The organism is Pseudoalteromonas sp. Isolate6, from assembly GCF_022398435.1.
Lineage (GTDB): Bacteria > Pseudomonadota > Gammaproteobacteria > Enterobacterales > Alteromonadaceae > Pseudoalteromonas > Pseudoalteromonas galatheae.
The window spans coordinates 1-17,361 of the sequence record NZ_JAKEVK010000029.1; the positions used below are offsets into that span (position 1 = coordinate 1).

Annotated in this window: 12 protein-coding genes; 8 read left to right on the forward strand and 4 right to left on the reverse strand. The window is 43.0% G+C overall.

Going from position 1 to position 17,361, the window contains the following annotated elements; translation table 11 throughout:
* The first annotated feature begins 241 nt into the window (after window positions 1–241).
* The 3 genes from L1D50_RS06450 to L1D50_RS06460 are packed head-to-tail and all read left to right on the forward strand — an operon-like array spanning window position 242 to window position 2,483.
* The gene (locus L1D50_RS06450) at window positions 242–904 is read left to right on the forward strand and encodes a CDP-alcohol phosphatidyltransferase family protein (protein ID WP_239965718.1); all 663 of its coding nucleotides are present in this window, start codon (window positions 242–244) and stop codon (window positions 902–904) included.
* Window positions 897–1,829 carry a phosphatidate cytidylyltransferase gene (locus L1D50_RS06455; protein ID WP_239965719.1) on the forward strand — a complete coding sequence of 311 codons (933 nt, stop codon included), beginning with the start codon at window positions 897–899 and terminating at the stop codon, window positions 1,827–1,829. Before L1D50_RS06450 ends, L1D50_RS06455 begins: the two co-directional genes overlap by 8 nt.
* A gap of 39 nt (window positions 1,830–1,868) precedes the next feature.
* Entirely contained in the window at window positions 1,869–2,483 is a 615-nt protein-coding gene (locus tag L1D50_RS06460) for a lysophospholipid acyltransferase family protein (protein WP_239965720.1), read from the forward strand.
* Window positions 2,484–2,582: 99 nt separating this feature from the next.
* Here L1D50_RS06460 and L1D50_RS06465 read toward each other — a convergent pair whose 3' ends face one another.
* Together L1D50_RS06465 and L1D50_RS06470 are read right to left on the reverse strand one after the other, a co-directional pair.
* Entirely contained in the window at window positions 2,583–3,110 is a 528-nt protein-coding gene (locus L1D50_RS06465; protein WP_239965721.1) for a hypothetical protein, read from the reverse strand.
* Window positions 3,107–5,173: a DUF2235 domain-containing protein gene (locus tag L1D50_RS06470; RefSeq protein ID WP_239965722.1), complete on the reverse strand. Its 2,067-nt coding sequence runs from the start codon at window positions 5,171–5,173 to the stop codon at window positions 3,107–3,109. Before L1D50_RS06470 ends, L1D50_RS06465 begins: the two co-directional genes overlap by 4 nt.
* A gap of 247 nt (window positions 5,174–5,420) precedes the next feature.
* On the opposite strand from L1D50_RS06470, the gene L1D50_RS06475 reads away from it, so the two are divergent.
* The 3 genes from L1D50_RS06475 (at window position 5,421) to L1D50_RS06485 (ending at window position 9,447) form a co-directional block, all read left to right on the forward strand.
* Window positions 5,421–7,016, forward strand: coding sequence for an ABC-F family ATPase (locus tag L1D50_RS06475; RefSeq protein ID WP_095727709.1), 1,596 nt, complete (start codon window positions 5,421–5,423; stop codon window positions 7,014–7,016).
* Between the two features lie 197 nt (window positions 7,017–7,213).
* Window positions 7,214–8,998 carry a hypothetical protein gene (locus L1D50_RS06480; protein ID WP_138521849.1) on the forward strand — a complete coding sequence of 595 codons (1,785 nt, stop codon included), beginning with the start codon at window positions 7,214–7,216 and terminating at the stop codon, window positions 8,996–8,998.
* 218 nt (window positions 8,999–9,216) lie between these two features.
* Entirely contained in the window at window positions 9,217–9,447 is a 231-nt protein-coding gene (locus L1D50_RS06485) for a hypothetical protein (protein WP_128727805.1), read from the forward strand.
* A gap of 113 nt (window positions 9,448–9,560) precedes the next feature.
* On the opposite strand, the gene L1D50_RS06490 is transcribed toward L1D50_RS06485, so the two are convergent.
* Window positions 9,561–10,322: a peptidylprolyl isomerase gene (locus L1D50_RS06490; protein WP_239965723.1), complete on the reverse strand. Its 762-nt coding sequence runs from the start codon at window positions 10,320–10,322 to the stop codon at window positions 9,561–9,563.
* Window positions 10,323–10,600: 278 nt separating this feature from the next.
* Here L1D50_RS06490 and L1D50_RS06495 point away from each other — a divergent pair, with 278 nt between their 5' ends.
* Window positions 10,601–11,857 (forward strand): aromatic amino acid transport family protein, encoded by a 1,257-nt coding sequence (locus tag L1D50_RS06495; protein ID WP_239965724.1) that lies wholly within the window; start codon window positions 10,601–10,603, stop codon window positions 11,855–11,857.
* Window positions 11,858–12,062: 205 nt separating this feature from the next.
* Complete coding sequence (locus L1D50_RS06500; RefSeq protein ID WP_239965725.1) at window positions 12,063–16,268, forward strand: DEAD/DEAH box helicase; 4,206 nt, start codon at window positions 12,063–12,065, stop codon at window positions 16,266–16,268.
* Here L1D50_RS06500 and L1D50_RS06505 read toward each other — a convergent pair.
* On the reverse strand, window positions 16,252–17,358 hold the full coding sequence (locus tag L1D50_RS06505; RefSeq protein ID WP_239965726.1) for an amidohydrolase family protein: 1,107 nt from the start codon (window positions 17,356–17,358) through the stop codon (window positions 16,252–16,254). The genes L1D50_RS06500 and L1D50_RS06505 overlap by 17 nt on opposite strands.
* Between the last annotated feature and the right edge of the window lie 3 nt (window positions 17,359–17,361).

Here is a 17,361-nt window from a genome sequence, read left to right on the forward strand (position 1 = left end):
GGTCAGTAATGTGACCCAAGATAGTGCCAAATAGCAATTTATTTCGGTGGAATTTAATAAAACAATGTAAATATTCTTCTTCAATCTCTCCGCTTTACATCATCTCAAGTGTTAAAGCTAAACCCAATATGTAGTACCTTGTTGACCTATCACAGATCATTTATACTGGCTCGGTACAACGACAAAGATCATCCACTCTTCAAAAGAGCTGAAGAATGCGTATTCTAAGGAAAAGGAAATCATGGAAGACAAATCAAGTCGGCGTCCACTCAAGGTACGCTCAAGCACATATGCTCAGCGCGTCGCCAAATGGCTTAGCAATAAAAATATCACTCCTAACACTATTTCATTACTCAGCGTGCTGTTTGCAGCCTGCTCAGCAATCTCTCTTGTTTTGTTACCACTGTCTTCTGGACTACTCATTTGGCTTTTGCCTCTACTTGCTGCCATATGTATTCAATTTCGCTTATTGTGTAATCTGTTCGATGGTATGGTCGCCATGGAAGGTGAGAAAAGTACCGCATCTGGTGAACTGTTTAACGATATGCCAGACAGGTTTGCTGATGCTTTCATCATTGTTGCTGTGGGCTATGCAGTCCCTCAATTTAGTTACGCAATAGATATTGCTTGGTGTGCGGCAACGCTTGCAATTATGACCGCTTACGTCAGAACCTTAGCAACGAGTACAGGGGCTCCTGCCAATTTTTGTGGGCCTATGGCGAAACAACACCGAATGGCTTTACTTACATTTGCATGCCTTTTTACAACTATAGAGCCTCTATTCTGGCAACAAGGGGCTGTGTTATACACGTCATTACTTATTATTAGCGTCGGTTCATTCATCACGTTATTTAAACGAGCTATCCTTGCCTATCAATACCTTGAGGGCAAACACGATGTTTAACGTCCCTGATCATTCTTTGTATGCCATGGCGTTGGTAGGACTCATCTTAATCACCGCAACGCTTGCTTATTTAGTTATTAGCCGAATACAACGAGATACGGATCATCAAGAATTAAAACTCAGGATCCAATCTTGGTGGTGGATAATTGGCGCTTTTTTTGTCGTATTAGCCTCCAACATACATTTCGCACTTGCTTTTATTGGCTTTTTAAGTTTTCTCGCATTAAAAGAGTTTTTGTCCATTGTGCCAGGACGGCAAACCGATAGACGCGCTATTTTTTGGCTATATTTGAGTATCCCACTGCAATACTATTGGGTTGCAACTCAGTGGTATGGCATGTTTATTATCTTTATTCCTGTTTATATCTTTCTATTTATCCCTATTAGAATGGTGCTCATCGGTGATACAAAAGGATTCATAAAGTCAGCAGGGATCCTTAACTGGGCCGTCATGTTGTGTGTTTTCTCTATTAGTCACCTTGGCTACTTGTTAGTTTTGCCGGTCAAAAACAGTGAGGCGGGTGCCATTGGTCTGGTATTGTATTTACTGTTTACTACTCAATTTAACGACGTTTGCCAATACGTTTGGGGAAAGCTGCTTGGTAAGCATAAAATCATCCCAAAAGTGAGCCCCAACAAAACATGGCAAGGTTTTATTGGTGGCGCCTGTACTACTGCCACATTGTCTTGTTTTGTTGCCCCTGCACTCACGCCACTATCGACCTTACAAGGCGCAGGCGCAGGGGTCCTAATAGCTGTTACTGGTTTTTTTGGTGATTTAGTTATTTCAAGTGTTAAACGGGATTTACAAATTAAAGACACTGGGGTCATGCTCCCCGGCCATGGTGGCATTTTAGATAGGATGGACAGCCTACTCTACACTTCACCACTATTCTTCCATTACCTTTACTATCTGCACTATTAAACTATGCTTGCACGCGTTTTAAAGATACTGTTTTTTGGGATGATTATTAAGCCAGTAGTTTTAATTTTACTAGGGCTCAACGTTGTTAATCGCAATAAGCTACCAACACATGGGCCTGCTATCCTCGCGCCAAACCATAATAGCCATTTGGATACCCTAGTATTAATGAGCTTGTTTCCATTAAGGATGATACATAAGATACGCCCAGTAGCCGCTGCAGATTATTTTCTCGCCAACAGATATATCGCTTGGTTTGCACTCCATGTTATTGGGATCATTCCTCTAAATCGCAAGCAAGTTACACGCAAAACACAGCTCTTTGAACAATGCCATAAAGCGTTAAAGCAAGGTGAAATCTTGATTTTTTTTCCTGAAGGGTCTCGTGGTGAACCTGAAAAAATGACGCAGTTAAAGAAAGGTATTTTTCATCTCACTCGCGATTGTAAGCCAGTGCTCGTTTACCCCATTATGATGCATGGACTTGGCCGCTCTTTACCCAAAGGAGAAGCTTTATTTGTGCCATTTAATTGCGACGTCATTGTCGGCGAGCCACTTTCTTGCACAAGCCACGCGAGCGCACTAGTGCAAGAAATCGAACTACAATTTAACTCGATGCGATCACTTTGTTTAACATATCGGGTAGACGAAGAGTGATAAAACTCTCCTCTTGTAAGCCTAATATCCAAAAAACGGTTCGCTGCCGTACTCTCCTACTTTACTGTTATCTGCATAAATAGTGGACATTTTTCTTAGCTAATTAAACATCTCATCGGTTAATTCAAAAGGCTCCCAAGTCGCTTGTGCTGAACCAATTTCTTCTAAAATCCGCCCTTCCACGCCATCAAATGGAGCATTAGAGATCCACATTTTTAGCTCACCCTTTTCACCAAAACCAAAGATAATCTGAGGGACAAGATCTTCCTTTACCTCTCCCGTGTGGAAGGTAATACTAGGCAGGTTTTTTGCGATTTTGTATGCTTTATCACGTTGTACACTGAACTCAGCGTTGTAATGCCTTCCTTGTTTATAATCCCACCATTGTGCTTTCACTTTATGCGGGATTTCAGCTCCCCAAAACGTACTATTTGCATTAGCATTACCCCAACAACAACCTATTGAGCCTGCTGGTGGAGAAAACTTGTCGTCAAACACTAGCTTAACCATTAGGTCACTATTTTCATAGGCAGATACACCTATCCGCAACTTAACCAATTCTGTACTTGAAGAGCAGCTACAAAGCAGCATTACTGCCATTAAAACGGTATAGAGCTTATTGATCATCCTTTTCTCCAAATTGATTTATTTCCATTTTTATACGCTTTCCACACTTGCACCTGCGGTAGCGCTTTTGCATTATTGTAAAACATTTCCCTTTGTCCATTTTCAGTCACGTACTTTGCTTTTGTTTCCTCACCGTGAGCCAGTTTATCCGTAAATCCCGTAAACCGAGAACTAATATGAATATAATGCTCGTATAACTTCTGCCAAGCTTGGCTTGTTGGCCCAGCTTTAAGCGCTTTTGGTACCAAAGTTGCGACCTCGTTGCTAAGTTCATAGGGGTAGATACTTTGAAGACGCGCCATTTCTTTTAGCGGAACGCCATGTTGCACCGCCTCGTTATACATTTGGTGAAGTCCATAATGGGCAAGGGTATTATCTATTTTACGCCTCCAAACGGGCCGATATGTGGTGTAAATATCCTTGTCTCTTCCCGAGCGACTAGCGCCATATCTTAGTCTTTTAAAGCGATAGACCATATCTACGTCAATACCTGGCCACTGATATCTCTGTTCAATTGCTAATTTTGCCTGTTGTACTTTTGCTTCATGCTGTGGCTCACCTGGAATGCCACGAATGCGCTTTAAAGGATATTCAATATCAATACTGATAGGGGCATACCCGCCTCCAATATCAGAATGAACGCCTGGCAGATAATCTTCTTTATGGTTAGAAAACAAGCTACCATCTTTATTTTTTAATGAGCTTAGTGGGAATTTATCACGCCGCTCGTCCCAAGCCGTTAAGTGATACACAGCCCCTGCACTGGCTTGATTAAGATCGAGTCTAGCTGCCTTCTCTAACTCATCTTTAGCATACAGTTCACCATGATAATTATCCCCATCCCCTCCTATCGAAGCGACAGTATCGAAAATTCCAACAAAGCGAAATACCACCTCTTTATTCGCTAACTTAGTATCTTGCTTTACTCTCATTTCATTGATCAGATTAACAAACGCTCTTGCTGCCGCTGCGCCACGGCTGAATCCAAAGCAATCAAGTAAAATCGTGTTGCATAAGCTAATGGAGCTTTTACTCTTAACGAAAGTTTCGATTAAATCAATCGCCTCTATCAACCTTTCATCAAATGAGTAGGCAACGGCTAAATCAATTGTACTATTATCTTCTCCTGCCTTAGTGCCTACGCCTTCGACATAGTGTTTAAAATGAAATTTATCATCCATTTTATACAACTCATGGAGCTTAGCGATATTCGTCGGCTCTTTATCATCAAAGGGGTCCAAAATATCGTTGTATTTATTGTTGCCTGTACCATCAAAGAAGATCCCGATGCTCGGAGACTCGCTAATAAAATGTAGGTGTACATTGCCCTCGCCTGAAACATTGTGTTTAATCAGCTGCACTCCGCCCTCAGCGCCAATCTTAAGTGCTTTTACTTTTTCTATATCAAGTAAGTCAGCATATGGCACATTATTAAAAAGCACCTGCTCCGGCACCCCCAGGATTTTTGCTTTTAGGCTATAGCTGCCATCTTCACTCAACTTTCCGAATACGAGAGGCGTTTGCGTTGCCCCTTCAGAGGCTCTCGACAACGTGGGGGTATCAGCGCCTTGGATCACAAAACTCACCGCCAACTCCCCCTCCAGCGACACTAATATGCGCTTTTCAGCCACCTCGGGTGATTTATCGACGTTAATAGAGGCCAATACCTGATCGAAAGATGTTAATTGGTCTGATTGATATCCGCCAATGGGCTGATTAGGATCAATCCCACCATTGCTTGCAAAGGCGTTGTTTCTATTCTCGGCTTTGAAATAGGACTTGCGCTTGACGATGATGAGTTGCTCTCTAGAATCGGCAACGCTACCAGACTTTACACTTTGTAAGCCCTTTTTAGTCTTTATAAAAACGCGAGTAAACTCGTCACGCTTAACATGGCGCCAATTATGTCTTTGTCTCAATACTATCCAATCACTGGCATGAGGCTTTAGCTGCGTTCTAATTTCTGACGGTAAATGAGCTGTTGTGGTATGGGGTGGTAAAACTTCCAGCTCATCGATTTGTTGGTCAATCAACCAATTATGTTTCTCTTCAACTATTCTCATCCTTGTTCACCAAAGTTAGTTTTGCAAATCACCCTTTTGAATTAGAATAGACTAACATTTAACCACTAAATTAGTAAATAAAGCTTAACAATATCGTAAATAAAAAGTCTCTTGACGGTGCATTTTTAACGGCCAGACCTTTGCTATTTCGACTACAAAAGTAATCTGTGAGTTAGCCAAACTTTTTACATCATTTGTCACCCATAAATGTTAGGATCGCCGCAATTGTAAGTAATGAGTCAAATTTATGCTTTCGTGTAACAACATCACTATGCAGTTTGGTGCAAAACCACTGTTTGAGAATATTTCCGTTAAGTTTGGTGACGGCAACCGCTACGGCCTAATAGGTGCTAACGGCTGTGGTAAATCCACCTTTATGAAAATCCTAAGCAAAGAGCTTGAGCCAAGTGCAGGTAACGTAAACTACGATCCAAACGAGCGCATCGCTAAGCTAAATCAGGATCAATTTGCCTACGAGCAATATACGGTTGTAGACACGGTGATCATGGGTCATAAAGAGCTGTGGGAAATCAAGCAAGAACGCGATCGCATATACTCATTACCTGAAATGAGCGAAGAAGACGGCATGCGTGTTGCCGATCTTGAAACGCAATTTGCTGAAATGGATGGCTATTCCGCTGAAGCAAAAGCCGGTGAATTACTCCTCGGTGTTGGTATTCCAACCGAGCAGCATTATGGCCTAATGTCTGAGGTTGCTCCAGGCTGGAAACTACGTGTGCTGCTAGCACAGGTATTATTTGCAGAGCCAGATATCATGCTCCTAGACGAACCAACTAACAACTTGGATATCTACACTATCAAGTGGTTGGAAGACGTATTGAATCAACGTGATTGTACTATGATCATCATCTCTCACGACCGTCACTTCCTAAACTCAGTGTGTACACACATGGCGGACATCGACTATGGTGAACTGCGAATCTACTCTGGTAATTACGATGAGTACATGTTTGCGGCAACACAAGCTCGCGAGCGCCTGCTTTCAGATAACGCGAAGAAAAAGGCGCAAATTGCCGAGCTACAACAGTTTGTTTCGCGTTTCTCTGCAAACGCATCAAAAGCAAAACAAGCCACATCTCGTGCTAAGCAAATTGACAAAATTCAGCTGGAAGAAGTTAAAGCGTCAAGTCGTCAAAATCCATTTATTCGCTTTGAGCAAGAAAAACCACTATTTCGGAATGCCCTTGAGCTTGAGTCTTTATCACAAGGTTATGAAGAGACGTTATTCTCAAACTTAAACGCACTGGTTGAAGTTGGTGAAAAGGTCGCGATTATCGGTGAAAACGGCGTGGGTAAAACCACCCTCCTCAACACCCTAGCAGGCCGCCAAACACCACTGTCAGGTGCATATAAATGGTCAGAAAACGCCAACATTGGTTACTACGCGCAAGATCATGCTGACGAATTTGAAAAAGACCTCGACCTTTTCCAATGGATGGAGCAGTGGCAGCAACCAGGCGATGATGAGCAAGTTGTGCGCGGCTTCCTAGGCCGTATGCTGTTCTCTCAAAACGACATCAAAAAGTCAGTTAAGGTGATCTCAGGTGGTGAGCAAGGTCGTATGCTATTTGGTAAAATCATGATGCATAAGCCAAATATCCTACTAATGGACGAACCAACGAACCACATGGATATGGAATCAATTGAGTCTCTCAACTTGGCACTTGAACAATACGAAGGCACGTTATTCTTCGTATCGCACGATCGTCAGTTTGTTTCATCACTCGCGACGCGTATTTGGGAAATCAAAGACGGACAAATCATTGACTTCCAAGGTACCTATGACGAATACCTTGCGAAAAAAGCAGCCGAAGCGGTTTAATTTATCGCCAATCATATGCCTGCTTAACCACTGGGTAGGCATATCAAGTCAATGGCAAAATATTGTCCTTTAGTACCCAAATAAATAGTAGAAATTACCCGTTCATAAAGGCACCTAAGCGGTGTAATCTTATGTAATTAGTAAGTTCGGCATTTCGTTCTAACCTTATGGTGATAAAACCCTGTAAGGAAGCCGTCATGAAATATACTATTCCCGTCGTCGCCGTTTGCTTATTGTCCTGCTTTGCAGCACAAAGTGAAGACACCAGAACTCCCAACGATATAGACTACTCTATGTACTTTAATGCTGATATTCGCGATGCTGAATTTTGCGAGCTCACGTACAGCAAAACAAATAAAAAATATCAATATGGAAAAAATGTTACAAACCCTGCAATGACCTGCCCCGATGCATTTTCTTGGCAGTTATTCACCCAAGTTGTTAATGATAGATTTTGGTCAAACTGGGCAGAAGAAAGAGCTAATTGGCCCGAATACCCCTACCCGCTGTGTAGCGAGAGTGAATCTCCGGCAAAAAATAAATGCTGCACACCTGGCAGTGCAAGTAACAACAAAGAACACTGCCCAACCTTCCCTGCAAAACAATATGCTCGAACTCTCAAAAAGCTAAATCACTTTTCGGATAAAGAAGCGCAATCACTTCTTAGTGAACACTCAGAGTTAATACCAACAGGCCGACCCTCAGTGCTGTCAGCAATGAGAAACAAAAACCTAAAAGCGCATGGTGAAATCACAGGTACAAACATCTGTACACCTGCACAAGTTGAACATGTCAAACGAGTGCTGATCCCCAAGTCGGGTTATGAAAGTAAAGGCAGGATTATTCGGCAGATAAACTCTGAGGTGACTGTACGCAACTTACCTTTCCACGATTATTTATTCAGAAACAACTTATATAACGCTGATGGTGTGCTTGATGTATTCGAAAATAATAACAAGAATCAGCAGAAAAATGCACCATTTCATAGCCGTAATCAATCCGTCATGCAAGATACTACAGCGACTAAAGCAAAGCTATCGACTATCGATCTTCCCCCTGATGCCATCATGATAAAGAGCAACTGGTTATATCATGAATTTGCTACCGAGCTGGGCTACCCACAAGATACTAATCGTTATATATCCAAAACACTGAAAACATCCGTTTGCCTAGCCGAAGATAAAGACCCAACTTCATGTAATGCCAAAGAAAAACCAGAAAATTTCTGCGATATCGTTGGTAAACACTATCTTTTAGCATTTCATATTTCATCAAAAGACATCCCACAATGGGTTTGGACCACCTTTGAACATGTCGACAATTTTGGTCGGTGTGATTTCACAGGGTGTAATGATGCCTTCGGTTTTAATCGAAAAGCAGAATCAAAAGATGATGTAGGACTCAATTACGTCAGTCCAAAACAACGAAGCGATGAATTAAACTCTCCAAGTATTGTTTACAACAGAGATTTAAAATACGAAGCAGAAGAAATGAGCGCTTCTTTAAGAGCGCTTTTGAAGAATACCGGTATCGCCCAAGGTCAAAGTACGAGTGAACATGAACCGGATCCTGAAGATAGCGCTTGGAGTCACTTTAGGCTCAAAGGTTCTCAGGTCAACTTTACGGATCACATGGGACATTCAACCTTACTTGGCAACTCTATTACAGAAGGTGGTTTTATGCAGCAGTCTAGTTGTATTAGCTGCCATTCTAGAGCTGGGGTTCACAAGGTTATGAAAGAGATCACCGCAGATGGCGAAACAAAGCAAGTCAAGACCGCTGACTTTTTCAAACTTAGTGTGTTCGAGCGCCAGCTAAGTGACTTTGGCTACCAGCAAAGCGTTCACAATGTGCCTAAATCAGAGTGGTTCTATAATAACAACGACAAAGCGACGCTAGACGTATTGCAAACGGATTTTATTTGGGGGTTTTTGTTTGCAAGCCCTCTATGCACCTCTGAAAGTGGCGAAGAGTGTGACTGAAGTAAGTAACCAAAAGTAGCTCACAAACTTTAAACACTAATCGGGCCAACTTACAAACCGTATGTTGGCTCGTTTAGTCTACGAAAGCATATCCCACCTGCAGAAAACCAAAAATAGTGCAACTCATCACCATATAAAAAAGAACAAAAAATAGACAGAATTACAATTTTACTGTTAGGATTGTTCTCGCAAAAATTGGAATAATAAAAGGGTCGGCTATGGAACGTTTACAGAATATGTATTCGATAATGTTGCTGTCTAAGCTGAAAGCAAGCTTTCCAGAATCGTGTGATATCAATCATCACACTTTTTCACTCCCACATGCGGATCAACACCTACTCGAAGATGTTGTAACCACTCACCTCAATGAAGGGCTTATCCAAACGGATGGCCGTGATCAGTATAGTTTGACGACAAAAGCAATTGCTCTGTTTGGCGAAGATGAATAACTTAATAATAAAGAAATAAGCGCACCGAAGTGCGCTTCCAAGTTATTAACCTGAGATCAGGTTAACTAGGGACTGTGATGCTATTGTTAGCATCTGCAACCAAAGTGACTTGGTTACCTATGAAATCTACGTCTGAGACCGAAAATACCAGCCAGCAACATAAGGCTGGCAAACATTGAACCGCCAGATGAATCAGAGTCAGTTGAAGGCTTATCAGGCACTTGATCAATCAAGGTATTTGCTTTAGGGCTAAGACCCTGTGCTGATTTAGGGTCATCATCTAGAACCGTAATTGCGTTTATCGTCACAAAGTTAGCGGCACCTGGTTCACTATTATTATCCTTGCATTGTTCATCAGTAAAGTTAACTAATGGCACATTACCGCAGCGAGGAATTTTTTCTATCGCCTCTAATATTTCCATACCATTACCGGTAACCTCTCCAAACACCGTGTAGCCACCATTTTTGGCATCTAAAGTTTTGCTGTTGTCGACCAAGTTAAAAAACCATTGGCTAGTCGCACTGTCTGGCTTGTTTTCCAACTTTGCCATGGCAATCGTGCCCTTTACGTTTGACCACTCGGGCTCATTTTTTACGGCACCGTAAGTATTGATACCGTCGAGAGGGATATTACCTTCATACTTAAATCCGCCACCTTGTACAACAAAGTCGGGAATAACGCGGTGAATTACTGTATCAGAATAGCGTCCGTTATCTACGTATTTCAAAAAATTTTCCACGGTTTTCGGAGTACTTTCATCAAATAGATTGACCTGAAAGCTACCATGAGACGTTTGAAATTCAACAATCGTTGCATTAGCAGCAAAGCTCCCCAACAAAGTTGAAGCGAGCAATAGAGAGTTTAGCTTGAACATACTTTTCCACTTGGTTATTTTAATTCTCTTTGCAAACTAGAATAAAAATTTATTTATAAGTCGGCTAGCAATTCATTGTCAGTGGTAACAATTAAGAACATTTGCAGACTTAGATTTACAAAAACCGATTAAGAACCCGCCACACCTTGTGCAAGTTTTAGCCAAACAAGCGTTATTCACCGCATAACTCCTCGGAGTAGACGGTTTATACATGCAACACTTCGTCATTTTTTATATGATGCGCTCGATTATAATTCTAAATCCAGGACAACAAGTATATGAGTAATTCCTCTGAAGCAGCGATGGAGATGAATACCGTCGACAATGGGCGCTGGACACAACACGACACACATTGGGTATTAAGCTTATTTGGCACTGCGGTCGGAGCAGGTATTTTATTCTTGCCAATTAACATTGGTATTGGCGGCTTTTGGCCACTCGTTATCATGACCGTGCTTGCCTTCCCTATGACCTATTTAGCACACCGAGGATTAGCCCGGTTCGTCCTTTCATCAAAGCAAAAAAACGCTGATTTTACGGATGTAGTAGAAGAACATTTCGGCGCAGGTGCTGGCCGTTTAATTTCCTTACTTTACTTTTTCTCTATTTTCCCTATTTTGCTTATCTATGGTGTTGGTTTAACCAATACGGTTGACAGCTTTATCGTCAATCAGCTTGGCTTTGAGTCGCCATCTCGCATTTTACTCTCTGGTTTGCTCGTTGCCGGGATGATTGCCATCATGCTCGGTGGCGAAAAGCTGCTCCTGCGCGCTTTTGCTATTTTAGTTTACCCGTTGGTTGGGGTACTACTGTTTTTGTCACTCTATTTAGTGCCTAACTGGCAAATGCCAGTGGTAAGCACGCCTGATGTTGCGAGCTTAACCGAACTGCTTTGGCTATCCGTACCTATCGTAGTATTTTCATTTAGCCATGCAGCCGCCATTTCTAGCTTTGCCAACGTGCAGCGTCGTCACTACAAAAGCGAGGCAGTTCAAAAATCAGAAGCGATCCTTCGTACGACCTCTATTATGTTGATAGTGTTTGTTTTGCTATTCGTATTCTCCTGCGTATTCTCTTTAACACCAGAGCAAATGGAAGAAGCAAAATCAGCGAATGTGTCTGTTTTATCCTATTTAGCTAACGTATATAACAATCCGTTTATTGAAATGCTTGGCCCGCTTGTGGCATTTATCGCGATTACTTCATCTTTCCTAGGCCACTTCCTTGGTGCACGTGAAAGCTTTAACGGCCTTGCAACCAAGCAAACGAGCATGAGCTACAAACTTGCTGACAAGCTAGGCGTGGTATTTATGTTTGTTGCTATTTGGGTATGCGCCGTATTAAACCCAAGTATTTTGGACATGATGGGAGCTATCTCAGGCCCAATCATTGCGATGATCTTGTTTATCATGCCAACCATTGCCGTGTTTAAAGTACCGGCATTACAAAAGTATAAAAGCCACATTGGCACTTATTTTGTGCTATTCGTCGGCTTGCTGGCGGTTTCTGCATTACTGTATAACATGCTAGGCTAACAAAAAGGGAGGCATCGCCTCCCTCACCTCTCTATCTTTCTTATTACTTACCCTCATGATAGTTCACCTATATAGTACTAGTTTTCAGTGCATTGAATGAGCCACCACAGCCCAAAGACGGACTTTGACTTTGCTTGTCTTCGTGGCAGTTCAGACTAAATTATGGTAATTTTCAGTGTCTTAAATTGAACACTACGACCAAACGATGAATTTAGACTTTCCACCAGCAATTAACGAAGAAATCACAGCGCTAATCAATCAAGTGCATAACCTGCCTGTTCACGAGCAAACGCTGTTGAGTGTGCTGGCGGTCGTCTATAAACCAGTTTCAGCAATCAAGCTCAAACGCCTAGTTCAAACGCTCGTGGCAAAAGAGATCATCCCTGAAAATGACTTTGAACAAGGTGTAAGTCATAGCCAAATTATGAAGTGGCGCTCAGACGGGTTAGTGACTTTCAACGAAGATGGAGTGCAAATAAACCTAAAGCTCGCGACCAGTTTAAGCCATCGAGTCATGGCTGACGGCCAGTTTTTAGCAATCCTTAACACCGCAGAAGAGTTTATCCCTGTACTGAATGCTTATGAATGGGAACGCCAATTTGCTGATGAACAGCGACTCATTCGAGATTTTTTATTTATTAATCAACTGCCAAAAGCCCGCAACCATTTAGGACTGGCGAAAGACCCACAGGCGGTGTGTCATAAGACCAATCAAGTGCTATTACCACTATATTTTTATCCTTTTTCAGTTGAAGGATTTTCGGCGCTTGCTGATGACTTGCAATATCAAGCTTTTGCAACCTTGCTATATACCTTACTACAGGGTGGTCACAGCATCAGTTATGCACTTGAAATACTCGCACAAGTTCAAGCAAAGACACAAAGCCCGCTACTGACCTGTTTATTAGCAGAATATCAAATCTATACCCTGCAATTGGATAAGGCTCAGGCGTTGGTAGCCAATATCCAAACCGCTTATAGTGCACAAATCATGGCAAGCATTGCTTTTTTACAACAACACGACGACCTTATCGTTTGTTTTGAACAAGCACTAAAAGCCAAAGACAAAATCACCAAACGTAAAAAACAGTACCTAGGTAGAACACTGGGTTTGTTTCATAAATTGGCGTTATTGCAGCAAGCCAATAGCCATGATGCCGCATTATTTGACACCCTCTCTCAACAGCTTGAGTTTGAAAGCCAAGACAGCAAAGCACCTTATAACAACTTCTTTGCCAATAATGTACTGTTATACTGCGCAGAAAGCTTGTCGCAAAACAGTACCTACAGCAGCACCCATTTAAATTATTCAAGCCTGAAGAAATCCCATGTTTTTGACTATTACCTAGGTCGCTTGCTCGACTGCTTTGCACACTTTTGGTGTAATCAAAGTTTAGATGCCAAAGCGCTTGCCAGTCTCGACGACTGCATCGCAACGTTTGAGTGTCTCTCTTTACCTCTTTTTACCGGGCTTGCAAAGCAGTTGATGCTAGCGCAGCACGGTGAGCAATACCCACTTGCGTTTAATCCCGAACTTAATATTAGCCATCTCGTTGCCAAAAAGACGGCATGGGATTTGGCACTGGATAAGCTTATTGCGCTAAACCCGAACGCAAATACCAGCCAAGAAGTTGACGAGCAATTTCGCCTGATTTGGCAAATTAGGCAAGGTCGCTTTGATATTGAATTTTTAGCACGCGAGCAAAAACGAGGTAAAACAGGCTGGGGAAAAGGTAAGCCAATTTCCTGCAAACAACTGAAACAGCACCCCGAGAAATTTAGTTATATCAGCCAGTCTGATAAAAAGCTGATCGATGCCATCGCACCACAGTCAGGTTATGGCTACAATAGTCGTGCGGACTATGCCCTTGCTGGAATTCCCGCGTTAAAAGCCGCTATCGGCGCCACCAACCTATACCATGAAGACGACTTAAAACAAGCCATTACCATTGCCGAGAAATCTCCCGAATTACACATCCGTCAACATGGCGACGACCTGCTACTCTCTATTCCTAATTTACCTAGCTATTTTGGTCAACCGCAAACCTACTCATTTATTCAGCAAGCTGAACATCACTACGAGTTTATTGTGTTTAACCAATCACATATACAGGTCGCCGAGATTATTGGTGAATCCGGATTAACCGTCCCAGCCAGTGCAAAACAAAAGGTGCTGTCGAGTATTAAAGCCATTGCACCTTATCTTAACGTACAGTCTGATTTAGCTGATATAGATACAGGGCTGGATAGTATCGAGGCACAATCAGCGCTTGTTATTAACATTCAACCTTATCATCAAGGCCTCGATTTTCACTGCGTGGCTATGCCCTTTGGCGAAAAGGGACCGATTTTTCATCCCGGGCACGGTATTGCCACTGTCAGCGCCGAAATTGATGGTAAGCGCTTATCCACCACCCGAAACTTGTTACTTGAGCAGCAAAGATTGGATGAGTTAGATACGCACTGCCCGCTATTTTTGGAGATGACGGATAATCGTTTAAGTTTAGCCGAAATGGATGAAGCGCTAGAGGTACTGCAAGAACTTGAGCTGGTGATTAATCAAGAGCCTTGCCCTATGGCACTCAAGCTCAGATGGCCTAAAGGCAAAAAGGTTAAGCTCAGTAGCAAGCTCGAAAGCCAACATTTGCAACTTGCCATGAGCAAGAAAAATGAATGGTTCGACATGACCGGCGAGCTACAAGTAAGTAATGACCAAGTTATCGAACTTAAACAGCTTCTGAAAATGGTTGCCACTAGCAATGGCCGCTTTATTGTGCTGGACGGTGAGCAAGTACTCGCCCTTTCAAGTGAGTTAAAAGCGCAACTTGAACAGCTCAATAACGCGACCGAAGGCGGAAAATTTCACCCGCTAGCTGCGCCTTTAATTGCTGAAGCCACCACTGGAATGCGGATGAAAACCTTGCCGGCCTGGGAAGAGCAAAACGAAAAAATGCAGCAAGCCGTCGCATTGACTCCAACGCTTCCTTCAACATTACAAGCCGAGCTGCGCGACTACCAGCTGGCGGGATTTGACTGGGCTATGCGACTGGCCCATTGGGGTGCAGGTGCGTGTCTTGCCGATGATATGGGGTTGGGTAAAACCATCCAAGCGCTGGCGATAATATTGGCCCGAGCCAATGTCGGCCCGACGCTTGTCATCGCGCCGACGTCGGTCTGCTTCAACTGGCAACAAGAAATCCAAAAATTCGCTCCAACCTTGTCGGTGAAACTCTTTTCTGACTATCCACATTCTGATGCCAGAGCTGAGATGCTGGGCAACTTGCAACCATTGGACTGTGTGATATTAAGTTATGGCCTGCTACAGCGCGAAGTTGATATCTTAAAGCCTATCGCTTTTGAAACCATTGTCGCCGATGAAGCCCAAGCGCTAAAAAACCCTTTAGCAAAGCGTACTCAAGCCGCATGCGCGCTCAAAGGCAAGTTTAAGCTGATCACCACAGGGACCCCAATAGAAAATAACCTCACCGAGCTTTGGTCACTCTTTCGTTTTGTAAACCCAGGGTTGCTCGGTAATCTCAAACGCTTTAGCGAAAAGTTTTCCGCTCCCATTGAAAACGCCAATGAAGATAAACTAGCGGCACACCGTGCCCGTAAAGGACTCAAACACCTGATCCAGCCTTTTATTTTGCGCCGTATGAAGCATCAGGTATTAACCGAATTGCCACCTCGCACTGAGATCAATGTACCAATTCAATTGAGCCAAGAAGAACAAACTTTTTACGAAGCGCTGCGCCAAAACGCCATTGATGAAATTTCGCAGTCAACACAACAAGACAGTGCCAATGAACAACGCTTTAAAATGCTGGCAGCACTAACCCGCTTGCGCCAAGCCTGTTGTCATCCAAAACTGTTAATGGCAGAAAGTCAGATAACCAGCTCGAAATTAGCAGCATTGGATGAGCTTCTGACCGAGCTGCAAGAGAACAATCACAAGGCACTTATATTCAGTCAGTTTGTAGGCCACTTGCAACTTATCAAAGCTCGCTTGGAAAAACGCGGGATCCGGTTTCAGTATTTAGATGGCAGCACGCCAAGCAAAGCTCGTCAGCAGGCCGTGAATGCCTTTCAAAAAGGTGAAGGCGAGGTATTTTTAATTAGCCTCAAAGCCGGAGGCTCTGGCTTGAACCTTACCGCAGCAGATTACGTTATTCACATGGATCCTTGGTGGAATCCTGCGGTTGAAGAGCAAGCGTCAGACCGCGCACATAGAATGGGACAAACACGCCCCGTTACTATTTATCGCTTAATTGCCAAAGGCACGATTGAAGAACAAATTGTCGAGCTTCATCACCATAAAAAAGACCTTGCGGATCAATTGCTCGCGAACACCGATAAAGTGATGAAACTAGACGTAAACGATGTGCTATCCATGCTCAAGGAGACGCTATAACACAAATCTCTGGCGCACGATAAGGTAAATCTAACAGCGAAAAATAGTTTTGACCTAAGGCGATCCGGCGAAAGGCGTTGTCGTCAAGTTCGGCGAGAATTCGACTATTGATATCGACTTCTTCTAAATAATCGAAAAAGCGTTTATTTTTACTGGCGACGAAGTCACTGCCCGGTAAAAAGCGCTCAGCATGGGCATTAATAAATTCAACATACTGCCCCTGAATTTTCGGGTCGCTAAAATAATAGTCGTACAAAATTCGCCATGACAGATCGGCCTTTAGGTTTTTATATTGGGAGAATAACCGCTCCATGGTGCTTATGTGTAGCTCAGGATCAATTCGGCTTAACTCTTTTGAGACCCCCATGTGCATCCAAATAATATCGTTTTCTGGATAGCGCTTTAGCACTTCCTCAAGCAACGGTAAGTATTTAAGTGGCGCGCTGTTTTCGCCTAAATCAGCGTGCAGTGCAAGCGGAATACGCTTTGCTTTTAACACTGCCATAAACGGCTGCCACTTGGCGATAGTCTCTTTATCTACCGCTTGATGGCCGTTACCAAAATGCGCCGCTTTGACTAAATTCACTTCTCCCATCCAACGAAATAAGTCACCAAACTCATCTTCAAGTAGTGTCATTTTTGGCAAAATAGTCTCTGGTTTGTGTAAGTCAGCAAAGGTCATAGACAAGGTAATATGCACGTTATCTGCGCCATATTTAAGATAATTGCTCGCATTTTTAAAGTCATTTTGAATGCTGGGAGAAATCAACTGGCTGTAGCACCCACGCTCACCAAAGCAATCAGCCTTTCGCTCGTAAGTTTGACCAATGCCATAAACGTTGATAAACACCACTCCCGCACGCTCCGCCCAAGTAACGAGCTTATCAAACGGGACTGCATCTCCGCGAAATGGTTGAAAATGGTGGTGGGAATCAACGGCAAAAGAACTAGGCTGCGTCTTGCGGTCGTAACACTGGGTATTATCTACACTAAAAGTTGCCAACGTGCGCGTGCCAGTGGCCGACACACTTTGACAGCCTGCCAGTAAAGCGGCACAACTCATGGCAATAACATTTTGTTTTACATTCATTTT

Excerpts from the sequence above, each read along its gene's own strand:
- L1D50_RS06490 (WP_239965723.1), bottom strand. The coding sequence starts at position 10,322 with ATGTTCAAGCTAAACTCTCTATTGCTCGCTTCAACTTTGTTGGGGAGC.
- L1D50_RS06500 (WP_239965725.1), top strand. The coding sequence starts at position 12,063 with ATGAATTTAGACTTTCCACCAGCAATTAACGAAGAAATCACAGCGCTA.
- L1D50_RS06460 (WP_239965720.1), top strand. The coding sequence starts at position 1,869 with ATGATTATTAAGCCAGTAGTTTTAATTTTACTAGGGCTCAACGTTGTT.
- L1D50_RS06450 (WP_239965718.1), top strand. The coding sequence starts at position 242 with ATGGAAGACAAATCAAGTCGGCGTCCACTCAAGGTACGCTCAAGCACA.
- L1D50_RS06455 (WP_239965719.1), top strand. The coding sequence starts at position 897 with ATGTTTAACGTCCCTGATCATTCTTTGTATGCCATGGCGTTGGTAGGA.
- L1D50_RS06505 (WP_239965726.1), bottom strand. The coding sequence starts at position 17,358 with ATGAATGTAAAACAAAATGTTATTGCCATGAGTTGTGCCGCTTTACTG.
- L1D50_RS06465 (WP_239965721.1), bottom strand. The coding sequence starts at position 3,110 with ATGATCAATAAGCTCTATACCGTTTTAATGGCAGTAATGCTGCTTTGT.
- L1D50_RS06470 (WP_239965722.1), bottom strand. The coding sequence starts at position 5,173 with ATGAGAATAGTTGAAGAGAAACATAATTGGTTGATTGACCAACAAATC.
- L1D50_RS06495 (WP_239965724.1), top strand. The coding sequence starts at position 10,601 with ATGAGTAATTCCTCTGAAGCAGCGATGGAGATGAATACCGTCGACAAT.
- L1D50_RS06475 (WP_095727709.1), top strand. The coding sequence starts at position 5,421 with ATGCTTTCGTGTAACAACATCACTATGCAGTTTGGTGCAAAACCACTG.
- L1D50_RS06480 (WP_138521849.1), top strand. The coding sequence starts at position 7,214 with ATGAAATATACTATTCCCGTCGTCGCCGTTTGCTTATTGTCCTGCTTT.
- L1D50_RS06485 (WP_128727805.1), top strand. The coding sequence starts at position 9,217 with ATGGAACGTTTACAGAATATGTATTCGATAATGTTGCTGTCTAAGCTG.